This is a genomic window from Solirubrobacter phytolaccae, from assembly GCF_027587195.1.
Classification (GTDB): Bacteria; Actinomycetota; Thermoleophilia; order Solirubrobacterales; family Solirubrobacteraceae; genus Solirubrobacter; species Solirubrobacter phytolaccae.
The window spans coordinates 15,096-30,471 of the sequence record NZ_JAPDDP010000046.1; the positions used below are offsets into that span (position 1 = coordinate 15,096).

Below are 15,376 nucleotides of genomic sequence, written 5' to 3' on the forward strand. Positions count from 1 at the left end.
CGTGAGGCCAATCACATTGCATGCGCAAGCAACCGCTATCTTAGTCTGCGTGACTGAGATTTTCGACACCACTCCCACGCTCTGCGCCGTCTGCGGCGAGCGGCCGGGTACGGTGCGCATGGTGTTCGCGGCGGGCCCTCAGCGGCGCACCGCGGTGCTGTGTGAAACGTGCGCGGCCGAAGTCCGCGACCGCACGCCCGCTGACCCCTCCCGCGCCAAGCCGCAGGGTGCGCTCAGCGAGTTCGGCCGTGACCTGACCGCCGACGCGGCGGCGGGGCGGGTCGATCCGGTCGTCGGTCGCGACGACGAGATCGCCCAGACCATCGAGATCCTCGCCCGCCGGCGCAAGAACAACGCCGTGCTGATCGGCGAGGCCGGCGTCGGCAAGACCGCCATCGCCGAGGGCCTGGCCCTCCGCATCCACCAGCAGGACGTCCCCGAGACGCTGCACGGCACCCGCCTGGTCGCGCTCGACCTGAGCGGCATGGTCGCCGGCGCCCAGTTCCGCGGCCAGTTCGAGAAGCGCCTGAAGGAGGCGCTCGAGGACGCCAAGGACGGCAAGACGATCCTGTTCATCGACGAGCTGCACACCGTGCTCGGCGCGGGCAACGCCGAGGGCGGCATGGACGCGGCCAACATCCTCAAGCCGCTGCTCGCCCGCGGTGAGCTGCGCGTGATCGGCGCCACCACGCTGGCCGAGTACCGCAAGATCGAGCGCGACTCCGCCCTCGCCCGCCGCTTCAGCGCGGTGACGATCGAGGAGCCGTCCGTCGAGGACACCGTGACGATCCTGCGCGGCCTGCGCGGCGCCTACGAGAAGCACCACAGCGTCATGATCGACGACGCCGCCCTCGAGGCCGCGGCGCGGCTCAGCGACCGCTACATCAGCGACTACCACCTCCCCGACAAGGCGATCGACCTCGTCGACCAGGCCGCGGCGCGGCTGCGGCTGACGGGCGCGAAGGACCTGTCGGAGGAGATCGCGGACGCCGTCGCGCGCGAGGACTATGAGCGCGCGGCCGAGCTCAAGCGCCGCCAGTCGGACGCCGGACCGGTCGTCGTCGGCGAGACGCAGATCGCGTCGGTCGTCGCCGCCCGCACCGGCATCCCGGTCGGCGAGCTGGTCGAAGGTGAGCTCCAGCGCCTGACCGAGCTCGAGGCGGACCTGCACGAGCGCGTGGTCGGCCAGGACGCGGCGATCGAGGTCGTCGCGGACACGATCCGCCGCGCCCGCGTCGGGCTCTCCGAGGGCGACCGGCCCCTGGGCAGCTTCCTGTTCCTCGGCCCGACCGGCGTCGGCAAGACCGAGCTGGTCAAGGCGCTCTCGGAGCGGCTGTTCGCGACCGAGAAGGCGCTGGTCCGGATCGACATGTCCGAGTTCCGCGAGCCGCACACGGTCGCGCGGCTGATCGGCTCTCCCCCCGGCTACGTCGGGTACGGGGACGGCGGCCAGCTGACCGAGCCCGTGCGCCGGCGCCCGTACTCGGTGATCCTGCTCGACGAGATCGAGAAGGCGCACCCCGAGGTCTGGAACGTCCTCCTGCAGGTCATGGACGACGGCCGGCTGACCGACGGCGAGGGCCGCACGGTGGACTTCACCAACGCGGTGATCGTGATGACGTCGAACCTCGGCGCGGGCAAGGCCAAGCGCGGGATCGGCTTCACGGCCGGTGAGCCCGCCGCGGAGGCGTCGCGCATGGAGGACGCCGCCAAGCAGGCGTTCCTGCCGGAGTTCATCAACCGGATCGACGAGATCGTGACCTTCGACGCGCTCGCCCCCGAGCAGGTCGAGCGGATCGCGGGCCAGATGGTCGCCCGGGTCGGTGACCGGCTGCGCGCCGAGCGCGGGATCGAGCTCGACGTGTCCGGCGAGTACGTCGCCGCCCTGGCGCGTGAGGGCTTCGACGAGGCCTACGGCGCCCGCCCGCTGCAGCGGCACATCCGGCGCACGCTGGAGAAGGCGCTGACGCGCGCGATCCTCGCCGGCGAGATCGCCGACCACGATCGCGTGCACGTTGCGGAAGATGGCGCGCTGGCCATCGAGCCGGAGCACGCGATGGTCTAAAGCTCTGACCATCGGCGCCGATCATCGGAGGTCGATGGGACGGATCTTGAGCCGCCGCGAGGTGATCACCACGGTGATCCTCCTCGCGGCGGCGTTGTCGTACTGGAGCCCGCTCGGGCTCGCGGCGCCGCTGGTGGTCATCCCGCTGGTGGCGGCGCTGTGGTTCTTCGCGCGCGAGCGCCGGATCCGCGCGGAGCAGGTCGCGACGCTGCGGGTGATCCTGCAGCACGCCTCCGACCTGATCCTGATCGTCGAGCGCGACGGCCGCCTGCGCCGGGTGCTCGGCGCGTCGGCGACGCTGCTCGGCGACGCGGAGAGCGGCGGGCGCCTGATCGACCACGTGCACGAGGACGACGTGCCGGCCGTCCTGCGCTACCTGGACGCCGGGACCGGCGAGGCCGAGTTCCGGCTCCGCCACGCGGACGGCTCCGTGCGCCACGTGCACGCGGTCGCCGCCGACCTCACCCGTGACGAGCGCGTGCGCGGGCTCGTGCTGACCGTGCGCGACGACGAGTCCCGCCAGGCGCTCCGCCACCGCGCGTGGCACGACCCGCTGACCGGGCTCGCGAACCGCGCGCTGTTCGACGAGCGCCTGACCGAGACGGGCGAGCCCGCCGTGCTCTTCATCGACCTCGACGCGTTCAAGCCGATCAACGACCGGCTCGGGCACGCGGCCGGCGACGAGGTGCTGCGGATCGTCGCCCGGCGCCTGCAGACCTGCGTGCGCGCGACGGACACGGTCGCCCGGCTCGGCGGCGACGAGTTCGCGCTGCTGGTCGAGGCGGGCTCCGAGCTGGAGGTCGCCGCGCGCGTGGAGGAGGCGTTCGCCGACCCGTTCGCGGTCGGCGGCGAGCTGCTCGTCGTGACCGCGAGCGTCGGCGTCGCCGCGGGTGGCGAGGACGTCCTCGCCGCCGCCGACCGCGCGATGTACGCCGTCAAGCGGCAACATGCCCGGGATGACCGACTTCCCGCTGCCGGGCTCGGCGACTCCGACGGTCGCGGCCCCGGCACCCGGTAGGGGACCGCAGTTCTGGGCCGGCGCGCCGTGCGCCGTGCTCGACGAGTATGGGACGTTCGTCGTCGGCTACCGCGTCCGCAACGGACCGGACACCACCGACGAGACCGTGATCGCGCGCTCCGTCGACGGCGAGACGCTGGAGACGGTGCTCGTGCTGCCCCAGGACCACTTCGGCGCGCAGTGGACCGAGCGCCCCGCGCTCGCCCGGACCGAGGCCGGCTGGCGCCTGTGGGCGAGCTGCGCCACGCCCGGGACGAAGCACTGGTGGATCGCCGTGCTGGAGGCGCCGACGCTGGAGGGCCTTGCCGCTGCGGAGATCAGCGTCGCCTTCGCCGGCGACGAGGCGACCGCCGTCAAGGACCCGATCATCCGCCGTGCCGGCTCGGGTTGGGAGGCGTGGATCTGCTGCCACCTGCTCGACGTCCCGGGCGAGGAGGACCGCATGAACACGGCCTACGCCACCAGCGCCGACGGCTGGACCTGGGACTGGCACGGCACCGTCCTCGAGGGCCGCCCGGGCACGTGGTCCCAGCGCGGCGCGCGCCTCACGACGGTCCTGCCCGACGGCCGCGCGGCCTACGACGCCCGCGCCTCCGAGGCCGAGAACTGGTTCGAGCGCACAGGCGTCACCGTGCGCGACGGCGACCGCTTCGAGGCGAGTGGCGAGCCGCTCGCGGACGTCCGCTACCTCGAGGTCCTCCCGCTCTCCGACGGCTACCGGATCTGGTACGAGGCGCGCCTCCCGGACGAGTCGCACGAGCTGCGTACCGAGCGGCTACGCGCCACGAAGTAGGTCACTGTCGATATCGGGATCGCCCGGTCGTCGCGCTTGTAGATCCCAACCAAGGAGACTGCTGGCAATGGCTCGATTCCTGCTCTTCATGTACCCCGTCATCAGCGACGAGGAGTACGCCGCCGGACCGTCGCTCGAGGACGTCGAGGCGATGAACAAGTTCAACCAGGCGCTGTCGGACGCGGGTGCGCTGCTCGGCGCGGACGGGCTGGCGCCCGAGTACACGCGCGTGAGCGAGGGCGGCGTGACCGACGGGCCGTTCAGCGAGGCCAAGGAGCTCGTCGGCGGCTACTGGATCATCCAGGCCAAGGACCAGGCCGAGGCGGTCGAGTGGACCAAGCGGATCCCGCTCTCGGGGCAGTCGTTCGTCGAGGTCCGCCGGATCTACGAGATGGAGGACTTCAGCGAGGACATCGCGGCGGCCGCCGAGATCAAGTAGTGCCCCGAGTCGGAAGTTCGCGGGCGCCTACCGGACGTCTCGCCGCGCCTGGCGGCCGCCGGCGATCCCGCACGTACCACCAGTATGCGCTGGAATCACCAGCGGACCCAGCCACGACGATCGGGCCCGCTATGCACGCGCCAACTTCCGACTCGGGACACTAGGTGTCATCGCGCGAGGCCATCGAGGCGGTCTGGCGGATCGAGTCCGCCCGGCTCATCGGTGGCCTCGCGCGGATGGTGCGGGACGTCGGCGTCGCCGAGGACCTCGCGCAGGACGCGCTGGTGGCGGCGCTGGAGACGTGGCCGCGGTCGGGCGTCCCGGACAACCCGGGCGCCTGGCTGATGGCCACCGCGAAGCACCGCGCGATCGACCTCATGCGCCGCAACCAGCGGCTGGCGACCAAGCAGGAGGAGCTCGCGTGGGAGCTCGGCGTGCAGCTGGCGATGACGCGCGTCGAGCGGCCCGGCGACGAGATCGGCGACGACGTGCTCGCGCTGATGTTCACCTGCTGCCACCCGGTGCTGAAGGTCGAGGCGCGCGTGGCGCTCACGCTGCGGATGCTCGGCGGCCTCACCACGCCCGCGATCGCGCGCGCGTTCCTCGTGCCTGAGGCGACGGTCGCGCAGCGGATCGTCCGTGCCAAGCGCGCGCTGGCCGACGAGCACGTGCGCTTCGAGGTCCCGGAAGGCGACCAGCTCGCCCCACGGCTCGCGAGCGTCCTCGAAGTCGTCTACCTGATCTTCAACGAGGGCTATACGGCGTCCGCCGGCGAGGACTGGATGCGGCCCGACCTGTGCGAGGACGCGCTGCGGCTCGGCCGCATCCTGGCGCGGCTGGCGCCCGGCGCCTCCGAGGCGCACGGGCTCGTCGCGCTGATGGAGATCCAGGCGTCACGCCTACACGCGCGGACCGACCGGGCCGGCAACCCGATCCTGCTACTCGACCAGGACCGCCGCCGCTGGGATCCGCTGCTGATCCGCCGCGGGCTCGAAGCGTTGGCGAACGCCGAGCGGCTGGGGCTCGGCCCGTACGGCCTGCAGGCCGCGATCGCCGCCTGCCACGCCCGTGCGCGCCGCCCCGAGGACACCGACTGGTACCGGATCACGGCGCTCTACGAGCAGCTCGCGCGCCTGTCCCCCAGCCCGGTCGTGGAGCTCAACCGCGCCGTCGCGATCGGGATGGCGTTCGGCCCGGCCGCCGGCCTCGCGCACGTGGACCAGCTGCGCGACGCGCTCCCGAGCTACCACCTGCTGCCGAGCGTGCGCGCCGACCTGCTCGCCAAGCTCGGTCGCGCGGACGAGGCGCGCGCGGAGCTGGAGCTCGCCGCCACCCTCACCGACAACGCCGCCGAGCAGCAGCTCCTTCGCACGCGCGCCGCCGCCCTGTAACGTCCGCGAGGTCACCGGCAGGGGGAGGAGAGACCCGTGAGCGACGTCGACCAGTGGTTGTCCGAGTTCGACACTGCACTGCGTGCAAACGACACCGCGGGAGCCGCGGCGCTGTTCCACGAGGAGAGCTTCTGGCGCGACCTCGTCGCGTTCACGTGGAACCTCAAGACCGTCGAGGGCCCGAGCGAGATCGAGGCGATGCTCGACGCCACGCTCGAGCACACGCAGCCCACCAACTGGCATACGACGGAGCCGCCGGACACCGCGGACGGCATCACGACGGCCTGGATCGCGTTCGAGACCGCAACCGGCCGCGGCAACGGCCTGCTCCGCCTCAGAGACGGCAAGGCGTGGACGCTGCTCACCGCGCTCTACGAGCTCAAGGGGCACGAGGAGCCGAAGGGCACGCATCGGCCGAAGGGCGTTATCCACGGCGCCGACCCGGACCGCGTGACCTGGCTCGAGGATCGGCAACGCGAGGCGGAGGAGCTCGGCTACAGCGTCGACCCCGAGGTCGTGATCGTGGGCGGCGGCCAGGGCGCGATCGGCCTCGGCGCGCGGCTGCGCCAGCTCGGCGTGCCGACGATCATCTGCGAGCGCAACGAGCGCCCCGGTGACAGCTGGCGCCGGCGCTACAAGTCGCTGTGCCTGCACGACCCGGTCTGGTACGACCACCTGCCGTACATCAAGTTCCCCGAGAACTGGCCCGTGTTCTCGCCCAAGGACAAGATCGGCGACTGGCTCGAGATGTACACGCGGGTGATGGAGCTCAACTACTGGGGCTCGACCACCGTGCGGAGCGCCTCGTACGACCCCGACGAGGCGCGCTGGACGGTGCAGGTCGAGCGCGCCGGCCAGGCGATCACGCTCCGCCCGCGCCAGCTCGTGCTCGCCACCGGCATGTCCTCGCAGCCGAACCTGCCGGTGATCGACGGCATGGACGTCTTCAAGGGCGACCAGCACCACTCGTCCAAGCACCCCGGCCCGGATGCGTACGCCGGCAGGAAGTGCGTCGTCATCGGGTCCAACAACTCCGCCCACGACATCTGCGCGGCGCTGTGGGAGGCGGGCGCGGACGTGACGATGGTGCAGCGCTCCTCCACGCACATCGTCCGCAGCAACACGCTGATGGAGATCGGCCTCGGCGCGCTCTACTCCGAGGAAGCCGTCGCGGCCGGCGTCACGACCGAGAAGGCCGACCTCATCTTCGCCAGCCTCCCCTACCGGATCCTGCACGAGTTCCAGATCCCGCTCTACGACCAGATGCGCGAGCGCGACAAGGACTTCTACGACCGGCTTGAGGCCGTCGGCTTCCAGCTCGACTGGGGCGAGGACGGCTCCGGCCTGTTCATGAAGTACCTGCGTCGCGGCTCGGGCTACTACATCGACGTGGGTGCGTCAGAGCTCGTCGCCGACGGCAAGATCAAGCTCGCCCACGGCAAGGTCGCGCGGCTCACTGAGCACGCCGTCGAGCTCGAGGACGGCACCACGCTCGAGGCCGACCTGGTCGTCTACGCCACGGGCTACAACTCGATGAACGGCTGGGCCGCCGAGCTGATCTCCCAGGACGTCGCGGACACGGTCGGCAAGGTCTGGGGCCTCGGGTCGGATACGACCAAGGACCCCGGTCCGTGGGAGGGCGAGCAGCGCAACATGTGGAAGCCGACCCGGCAGGACCAGCTGTGGTTCCACGGCGGCAACCTGCACCAGTCGCGCCACTACTCGCTCTACCTCGCGCTGCAGCTCAAGGCCCGCATGGAGGGCGTCGAGACGCCCGTCTACGGGCTACAGGAGGTCCATCACCTAGCGTGAGGACGCCACGCGCTGAACCGCCCACAGGACGATCCCGAGTGCCACCAGCGCACCCGCGTAGGCGAAGTACTCGGGGTTGTCCGACGCGCGACGGATGAGCAGGAAGACGATGATCACGACCGAGGCGACGGGGATCACGCTCGGCGCCTGGAAGTGCGGGTGCGCGCCGGGGTCGGGGCGCAGCACGAGCACGGCGACGTTGACGATGGCGAAGACGAACAGCAGCAGGGTCGTCGTCGTGCCGGCGAGGTCGCTGAGGTCGCCGAGCGAGGCCAGCAGCATGGCCAGCCCGGTCGTGAAGATGATCGCCGCGATCGGCGTGTGCCGGCCGCTGTGCACGCGGTCGAAGATCCGCGGCACGACGCCGCGGACCGACATCCCGTAGACGAGCCGGGAGGCCATGATCATGTTGATCAGCGCGCCGTTGGCGACCGCCAGCAGCGCGATCCCGGCGAAGAGCTTGGTCGGGACGCCGAGCGGGCCTTCGCGCACGACCTCGAGCAGCGGACCGTCGCTGTCGGTGAGCTGCTGCGTCGGCACGACCATGGACGCCGTGAAGGTCACCAGCAGGTAGATCACGCCCGCGATCAGCAGGCCGCCGAACAGCGCCTTGGGGAAGTTGCGCGCCGGGTCCTTGGTCTCCTCGGCGACGTTGACCGCGTCCTCGAAGCCGATCAGCGCGTAGAAGGACAGCGCGGCGCCGCCGACGATCGCCAGCGCCACGTTCTCGCCCGCAGGGAAGTCCAGGTTACGGCCGGCGTCACCGTCGCCGTTGGCGAGCGCGGCGACGCCGATGACGACGATGATCACGAGGCCGAGCACCTCGATCCCCGTCAGCACCATGTTGAGCTTGATCGACTCGCTGATCCCGCGGAAGTTGATGAGCGCGACGATCAGCAGGAAGCCGATCGCCACGAGCACGACCGGCAGCTCGACGAACTCCGACAGGTAGTCGCCCGCGAACGCCTTCGACAGGGTCGCCGCGGAGGCGATCCCCGAGCACATGACCGCGAACGCGATCACGAACGTCAGCAGCGGCACCTTGAAGGCGGTGTCGACGTAGGTCGCGGCGCCGCCCGCCGCCGGGTACTTCGTGACCAGCTCCGCGTAGGAGAAGGCGGTCATGATCGCGAGGATGGTCGCGAACAGGAACGCGGTCCAGATCGCGCCGCCGGTCTCCCCCGCGACGACGCCGACGAGGGCGTAGATGCCGGCGCCGAGCACGTCGCCGACGACGAACACCAGCAGCATCCCCGGCCCGATCACCCGCTTGAGCGGCGTCTCGAACTCGCCGGTCTCCGGGTTCAGATCTGCGCGGGGTGGTTCGGCGACGGCCATAGGGCGGGCGTTACCCAGGGCGAGTATCCACCCAAAGGGACCGACGAGCCAAGCCCTGGGGCCCGCCGGTCCGAACTAGGACGGTCAGGGGGCGGGCGGACGCTCCGGCGACATGCCGGTGCGACGCAGCACGAAGCCCGCGAGCGGCAGCACGATGAGCACGCCGATGACCGCGGAGAGGAGGCCGCCGAGGTCGAAGACGTCCTCGTCGCCGATCCCGAGCAGGTAGGTGAACAGGAACCAGCCGACGGCCGCGCCGAGCAGGCCGATGACGAGGGAGACGAGCCACGAAGTGGGCCCGTTCATGTGACGGAAGACATCGCCGGGCATGAGAAGCCGCCCGATGATGCCGGCAAGGAATCCAAGGATGAGTGCGCCGATCATCCCGAGGCCCTACCCCGGCTAGGCTCCGGATCATGCGCCTCGACCACGTCATCTACGGCACGAGCGACCTCGACGCGGCCAGTGAGCGGATGCGCGCGCTCGGCCTGGAGGTGCGGCCCGGCGGCGTGCACGAGGGCCAGGGCACGCACAACCGGATCGTCCCGCTCGGTGAGACCTACCTGGAGCTGATGGCGATCGGCGACCGCGACGAGGCCGCCGCGCACCCGTTCGGCAGCCGCGTGCTGGCGCGCATCGAAGCGGGCGACGGGCTGATCGGCTGGGCCGTGCGCGTGGAGAGCGTCGAAGCGGTCGCGGAGCGGCTCGGCACGCGCGTGTCGACGATCCGCCGCGCGGGCCTGGAGGGCAAGCTGACCGGCGTCGAGGAGGCGCTCGACGAGCCGACGCTGCCGTTCTTCATCCAGGGCACGTCGCGGCCCGGCGAGGGTGGCGCCCCGGAGCTCACCTTCATCGAGGTCGCCGGCGACGCGGACCGGCTCGGCCGCTGGCTCGACGGCGCCGACCTCGGCGTGCGCGTCGTCGATGGCGCGCCGGCGGTGCGCGCCATCGGCCTCGGCGAGCAGACGTTCAGGCCGTAGCCTTGCGCTCCGCGAACTGCTCGCGGAGCGTCTTCTTGGAGAACTTGCCCACGGACGTCTTGGGCACCTCCTCGATGATCTCCAGGTCGTTCGGGAGCCACCACTTGGGCACGCGCTCGGCCAGGAACTCGCGCAGCTCGTCCAGCGTGACCTCCTCCCCGTTCTCCGGCACCACGCACGCGAGCGGCCGCTCGGACCACTTCTCGTCCGGGATGCCGATCACCGCGGCCTCGGCGATCTTCGGGTGGGCCATGATCGCGTTCTCGAGCTCGACGGACGAGATCCACTCGCCGCCGGACTTGACGAGGTCCTTCGTGCGGTCCACCAGGCGCACGTAGCCGTTGGGCGAGATCGTCGCCACGTCGCCCGTGCGCAGCCAGCCGTCCTCGGTGAAGGAGTCGTCGGAGCGCTCGTCGTTGTAATAGGCGCGGGCGATCCACGGCCCGATCGCCTGCAGCTCGCCGCGTGCCTCGCCGTCCCAGGGCAGCTCCTCGCCCGTGGCGGGATCGGCGATCCGCAGCTCGACCAGCGGGATCGGCGTGCCCTGCGCCGCGCGCAGGTCCGCCAGCTCCTCGTCGGAGGCGTCCGCGAACTGCGACTTGATCCGCCCGGTCGTCGCGACCGGCGAGGTCTCGGTCATGCCCCAGGCCTGCAGGATCGGCAGCCCGACCTGCTCGCGGTAGGCCTCGCTGAGCGACTTCGGCACCGCGGACCCGCCGCACACGATGTCCCGTAGAGACGACAGGTCCCGTCCCTTGAGCTCCGGCAGCACGCCCATCCAGATCGTCGGCACGCCCGCGGCCAGCGTCACCTTCTCGCCCTCCATCAGCTCCGCGATCGCGGCGGGCTGCATCTTCGGGCCGGGCATCACGAGGTTCGCGCCCGCCATCACCGCCGCCTGGCACAGGCCCCAGGCGTTGGCGTGGAACATCGGGACGACCGGCATCACGCGGTCCTTCTCGGAGACCGCGGCCGCGTCGACCACGAGCGCGCCCATCGAGTGCAGGACGGTCGAGCGGTGCGAGTAGACGACGCCCTTCGGATGGCCGGTCGTGCCGCTCGTGTAACACATGGCGGCGGCCTGGTTCTCGTCCTCGAGCACCGGGAACTCGGCGGGGGAGGCGGCCGCGAGCAGCGTCTCGTAGTCCTGCACGCGCGGATCGTCGGGAACTTCCTCAGGAACACCGTCGTCCATGACGATCACATGCTTGACGGTGCTCAAGCGATCGACCAAAGGCCAGAACACGCCGAGCAGCGACCGGTCGACGAACACGACCTCGTCCTCGGCGTGATCGGCGATGTAGACGATGTCGTCCGGGAACAGGCGGATGTTCAGCGTGTGCAGGACGCGGCCGCTGCAGGGCGCTGCGAAGTAGAGCTCCAGGTGGCGCGCGGTGTTCCAGGCGAAGGTCGCGACGCGGCCGTCCGGGCTGATCCCCAGCTCGTCGAGCACGGTCGCCAGCTTGCGCGTGCGCTGCGCCCACTCGCCGTAGGTGATGCGGTCGATGCCACCGGCCTGGACCGTCGCCACCCCCTTGTCCGCGAACAAGCGCTCAGCCCGATTGAAGATGTGGGTGAGTGTGAGCGGGTACTGCGACATGAGTCCTTGCATGCGGCCTCTCTCCTTCCCGTTCGTCTAGCTCATGTTCCCGTATTTGCTGCCATGGTGGGCCGTGTGAAGTGGTGGAGGGTCCTTGCCGTGGCCGCGCTCGTGCTCGCCGGCTGCGGAGAGGAGCAGCGCTCGGAGCCCGTGCCCACGCCCGCGCGCTTCGACGAGCTGGATCGCCTGCCGCCCAAGACCGGCGGGTTCGACGCCCTCGTCAAGCGCCGTGAGGCCTACGAGGCGGCGCGCCGGGCCGAGATCGCGCGCATGCGGCGCTCGAAGTCGGTCGAGGGTGCGCTGCGCGTCGCGCGGCTGACGGGCCGGATCACGGTCGGCGCCGAGGGCTCGATGCGCGCCGAGTGGACGAACGCGAACGCGGTCCTCGGGCGGCTCTCCGGCGTCCCCCACACCGAGCTCGCGTACGTCGTGAACGCGGTCCGCTCGCTGGCCGCCGGGCACATCCTCACCGCCGACCGGCTGCGCCCGACGTTCCTCATCCTGCGCCAGAACGTGCGCTTCTGGAAGGACCAGCCGGTGCCCGCGTCGGGCTGGCGCACGACCTTCGGGCGCGACCCCACGATCTTCCAGTACTACCCCGGCCGCGGCCTGCAGCTCCAGCCGCTCGCGAGCTGGGGCCGGGCGAACGCGATCGCGGGCGCGTGCCTGGCCGCGCTGCGGACCAAGACCACGCGCGACACCTGCCGGCGCGCGGCGGTCACGCGCTCCCTCGACCGGCTCGCCTCGCTCGGCGCCCGCCGCAGTGGCTACCTCGCGTGGGAGTACTACTTCGCCTACGGGACCGGCTCCCCGCCGTGGGTGTCCGGTATGACGCAGGCGACCGCCGCGCAGGCGCTCGCGCGCGGGTACCGGGCGCTCGGCTACACCCGCTGGAAGCGCGCGGCGGAGCGGTCGCTCGGCGCGTTCGAGCAGGCGCCGCCGAGCGGCGTCGCGGTGTCCGGCCACTACCGGCTGTACTCGTTCTCGCCCGGCCATCAGGTGCTCAACGGGGAGCTGCAGGCCGTGCTCGGCCTGCGGGACACGAGCGCGCTCCTGCACTCCGACCGCGCGCGCCGGCTGTTCCGCTCCGGCGACCGCGCCGCGCGCCGCTCCGTCGCCGAGTACGACACGGGCGCGTGGTCGCTGTACTCCCAGCGCGGCGCCGAGTCCACGCTCAGCTACCACGCGCTGACGGCCGGGTTCCTCGGCGGGCTATGCGACCGCACCGACGCACGGATCTACTGCCGGACGTTCTCGCGCTTCGAGCGCTACGAGAAGGAGCCGACGCGGATCGGGCTCGCCCCGCTCAAGGGCACCCGCTGGGACCGCGCGCGGACCGTGCGCTTCAGCCTCTCGAAGGTCTCCTCCGTGAAGGTGCGCGTGTGGGGCAAGCGCGGGCTGAGCCTCTCCCGCGACTTCGCGCAGCTCCCGCGCGGGAGCCACTCGTTCGCCTGGAAGCCGGAGGGCCGCGGGCGCTTCCGGGTCCGGATCGAGGCGCGGGGCCCGAGCGGGCCGGTGGGCGTCGAGACCCGGGTCGTCCGGGTCACGACACCGGCCGCCAAGAAGAAGAAGCCCAAAAAGCAGAAGAAGGCGAACAAGCGCCAAGCGGCAGGTGAGAGACCCGACACAGGTTGAGTCGTCAACGCGCGCCGACGTGACACACTGGCGCGCAATGACGGCCACCCAGCCCACCCGCGACGATGTCCAGCCGGTCGCCAACGAGAACCTCGACCGCTTCCTGACCGGAACGGTCACGGTGCTGCCGATCCTGGCGCTCGGAGTCGTCGCCTGGCAGGTATGGTCGGAGCTGCTCGGCTGGAGCGACCTGATCGTGTTCGCGATCATGTACACGCTCACAGGCTTCGGGATCACGGTCGGCTTCCACCGGCTGTTCACGCACCGCTCGTTCAAGACGGGCAAGGCCGTGCGCGCGATCCTCGCCGCGCTCGGCAGCGCCGCGATCGAGGGTCCCGTCATCTCGTGGGTCGCCGACCACCGCAAGCACCACACGTACTCGGACCAGCCGGGCGACCCGCACTCCCCGCACGTGGACCACGGGCACGGCCTCAAGGGCGCGCTCCGCGGCCTGTTCCACGCGCACGTGGGCTGGCTGTTCATCCACACGGAGCGCGGCCTGAAGTCCCGCTACGCGCCGGACCTGATGAAGGACCCGGTCGTCAGCTTCATCAACCGCACCTTCGTGCTGTGGGTGGCCGCCGGGCTCGTCGTGCCGTTCTTCCTCGGCTGGGCGATCGGCGGCACGGTCGCCGAGGGCCTCACGGGCCTGCTGTGGGGCGGCGCCGTGCGGATGCTCGTCCTGCACCACGCGACCTACAGCATCAACTCGCTGTGCCACTTCTTCGGCCGTCGCAAGTACGAGACGACGGACGAGTCGCGCAACCTGTGGTGGCTGTCGTTCTTCACCTTCGGTGAGGCGTGGCACAACAACCATCATGCGTTTCCCACCTCCGCGCGGCATGGTCTCTCACGATGGAACTTCGATCCTTCCGCGTGGGTCATCTGGGCCCTCGAGAAGACGGGCCTCGCCTGGGACGTGGTCCGCGTGCCCCCCGAACGTCAGGCCGCCAAGCTCGCGACGTGACGGAGGAGCTCCGCGCTGCACTGGCGGAGGCGCTGCCGGACCGCCCGTTCACCCTCCAGCTGTGGGACGGCACCTCGCTGTCGCCCACAGGCGGCGCTGAGGGCCCCACCTTCAGCCTCACCTCACCCGTCGCGCTGGGCCACATCCTGCGCGCGCCCTCGCAGCTCGGCGTCGGCCGCGCGTACGTGAGCGGCGGCATCGAGGTCGACGACATGGACGCGGCGATGGCGCTGATCGCGCGCTGGTCGCCGCCGCCGATGGACAACGCCACCAAGCTCAAGATCGCGCGCGGCGCGGTCAAGGCCGGCGCGCTCCGGCGCGTGCCGAAGGTGCCGGCGATGGAGTTCCGCGCGAAGGGCGCGCGGCACTCGATCCTGCGCGACAAGCGCTCGGTCACGCACCACTACGACCTCTCCAACGAGTACTTCTCGCTGTTCCTGGACGAGTCGATGACGTACTCGTGCGCGATCTGGTCGCGCGGGGCGAAGACGCTCGAGGAGGCGCAGTTCACCAAGCTCGAGCTGGTCTGCACCAAACTCGGGCTCAAGCCCGGGATGCGCGTGCTCGACGTCGGCTGCGGCTGGGGCGCGTTCGCGATCCACGCGGCGCGCGAGCACGGCGTGCACGTCACGGGCATCACGCTGAGCGAGCCGCAGGCGCGGCTGGCGCGCGAGCGCGCGGCCGGGCTGCCCGTCGACATCCGGGTGATGGACTACCGGGAGCTCGGCGGTCGAACGCAGCAGCCGACTTCGTCGGCGCTAAGCGCGACCACTGGCGAGCAGTTCGACGCGATCGCCTCGATCGGCATGGTCGAGCACGTCGGCGCGGTGAACGTCGACGCGTACATGGCCAAGCTGGCGTCGCTGCTCAAGCCGGGCGGGACGCTGCTCAACCACGGCATCGCGCGGTTGCGCGTCGGGGACGCGGAAGCGGGCCCGTTCTCGGAGCGCTACGTCTGGCCCGACGCCGCGCCGCTGCACGTCTCGCGCATCCAGACGGCGGTCGAGCGCGCCGGCCTGCACACCCGCCACGTGGAGGACTTTCCGGACGACTACGCGCGGACGCTGCTCGAGTGGCAGCACCGGTTCGAGGCCAACCTCGACCGTGCCCGGCAGCTCGGCGGAGACGAGCGCGTGCGGGTCTGGCGCATCTACCTGCGCGTCTCCCGTCAGGGTTTCGAAAGTGGGTTCCTGTCCGTTTACCAGGTGCGAGCAGAGAAAACGTCACACAACGGCTAGCCCGCCGCGCGCTAGCATGTACCTCACGGGCGGCATCCGGCTGCTCGTGAGGTTCGAGCGCACTTGAGTCCGCCACCCGGGCGGTTTGGGGTCGTCAAAG

13 protein-coding genes are annotated in these 15,376 nt (G+C 71.2%); 10 read left to right on the forward strand and 3 right to left on the reverse strand.

The annotated features are described in order from the left end of the window. Positions 1-49: 49 nt before the first annotated feature. The 6 genes from OJ997_RS22280 (at position 50) to OJ997_RS22305 (ending at position 7,518) form a co-directional block, all read left to right on the forward strand. Entirely contained in the window at positions 50-2,065 is a 2,016-nt protein-coding gene (locus OJ997_RS22280; RefSeq protein ID WP_270027443.1) for an ATP-dependent Clp protease ATP-binding subunit, read from the forward strand. 34 nt (positions 2,066-2,099) lie between these two features. Beyond that, the gene (locus OJ997_RS22285) at positions 2,100-3,083 is read left to right on the forward strand and encodes a sensor domain-containing diguanylate cyclase (RefSeq protein ID WP_270027444.1); all 984 of its coding nucleotides are present in this window, start codon (positions 2,100-2,102) and stop codon (positions 3,081-3,083) included. Continuing rightward, positions 3,022-3,876, forward strand: a complete 855-nt coding sequence (locus OJ997_RS22290) for a hypothetical protein (RefSeq protein ID WP_270027445.1) — start codon at positions 3,022-3,024, stop codon at positions 3,874-3,876. The genes OJ997_RS22285 and OJ997_RS22290 overlap by 62 nt, the downstream gene beginning before the upstream one ends. Positions 3,877-3,943: 67 nt before the next feature. After that, positions 3,944-4,315, forward strand: a complete 372-nt coding sequence (locus OJ997_RS22295) for a YciI family protein (RefSeq protein ID WP_270027446.1) — start codon at positions 3,944-3,946, stop codon at positions 4,313-4,315. Between the two features lie 164 nt (positions 4,316-4,479). Continuing rightward, positions 4,480-5,706 carry an RNA polymerase sigma factor gene (locus OJ997_RS22300; RefSeq protein WP_270027447.1) on the forward strand — a complete coding sequence of 409 codons (1,227 nt, stop codon included), beginning with the start codon at positions 4,480-4,482 and terminating at the stop codon, positions 5,704-5,706. A 36-nt stretch (positions 5,707-5,742) separates the two neighbouring features. Beyond that, the gene (locus tag OJ997_RS22305; RefSeq protein WP_270027448.1) at positions 5,743-7,518 is read left to right on the forward strand and encodes a flavin-containing monooxygenase; all 1,776 of its coding nucleotides are present in this window, start codon (positions 5,743-5,745) and stop codon (positions 7,516-7,518) included. On the opposite strand, the gene OJ997_RS22310 is transcribed toward OJ997_RS22305, so the two are convergent. After that, complete coding sequence (locus OJ997_RS22310; RefSeq protein ID WP_270027449.1) at positions 7,510-8,856, reverse strand: APC family permease; 1,347 nt, start codon at positions 8,854-8,856, stop codon at positions 7,510-7,512. The two genes, OJ997_RS22305 and OJ997_RS22310, sit on opposite strands and share 9 nt — an antisense overlap. Positions 8,857-8,940: 84 nt before the next feature. After that, the gene (locus tag OJ997_RS22315) at positions 8,941-9,162 is read right to left on the reverse strand and encodes a GlsB/YeaQ/YmgE family stress response membrane protein (protein WP_270027450.1); all 222 of its coding nucleotides are present in this window, start codon (positions 9,160-9,162) and stop codon (positions 8,941-8,943) included. A 110-nt stretch (positions 9,163-9,272) separates the two neighbouring features. Here OJ997_RS22315 and OJ997_RS22320 point away from each other — a divergent pair, with 110 nt between their 5' ends. Continuing rightward, positions 9,273-9,836: a VOC family protein gene (locus OJ997_RS22320; protein WP_270027451.1), complete on the forward strand. Its 564-nt coding sequence runs from the start codon at positions 9,273-9,275 to the stop codon at positions 9,834-9,836. Here the strand turns inward: OJ997_RS22320 and OJ997_RS22325 are convergent. Then, positions 9,826-11,448, reverse strand: a complete 1,623-nt coding sequence (locus OJ997_RS22325; protein ID WP_270027452.1) for a long-chain fatty acid--CoA ligase — start codon at positions 11,446-11,448, stop codon at positions 9,826-9,828. The genes OJ997_RS22320 and OJ997_RS22325 overlap by 11 nt on opposite strands. Positions 11,449-11,511: 63 nt before the next feature. Between OJ997_RS22325 and OJ997_RS22330 the strand changes: the two genes are divergently transcribed. From OJ997_RS22330 to OJ997_RS22340, 3 genes are read left to right on the forward strand one after another with little or no spacing between them, the layout of a single operon-like run. Further along, positions 11,512-13,071 carry a D-glucuronyl C5-epimerase family protein gene (locus OJ997_RS22330; RefSeq protein ID WP_270027453.1) on the forward strand — a complete coding sequence of 520 codons (1,560 nt, stop codon included), beginning with the start codon at positions 11,512-11,514 and terminating at the stop codon, positions 13,069-13,071. A gap of 37 nt (positions 13,072-13,108) precedes the next feature. Continuing rightward, a complete protein-coding gene (locus tag OJ997_RS22335; protein ID WP_270027454.1) occupies positions 13,109-14,038 on the forward strand; it encodes an acyl-CoA desaturase in 930 nt (309 codons plus the stop codon). Then, positions 14,035-15,276: an SAM-dependent methyltransferase gene (locus OJ997_RS22340; protein WP_270027455.1), complete on the forward strand. Its 1,242-nt coding sequence runs from the start codon at positions 14,035-14,037 to the stop codon at positions 15,274-15,276. Before OJ997_RS22335 ends, OJ997_RS22340 begins: the two co-directional genes overlap by 4 nt. Positions 15,277-15,376 lie beyond the last annotated feature (100 nt).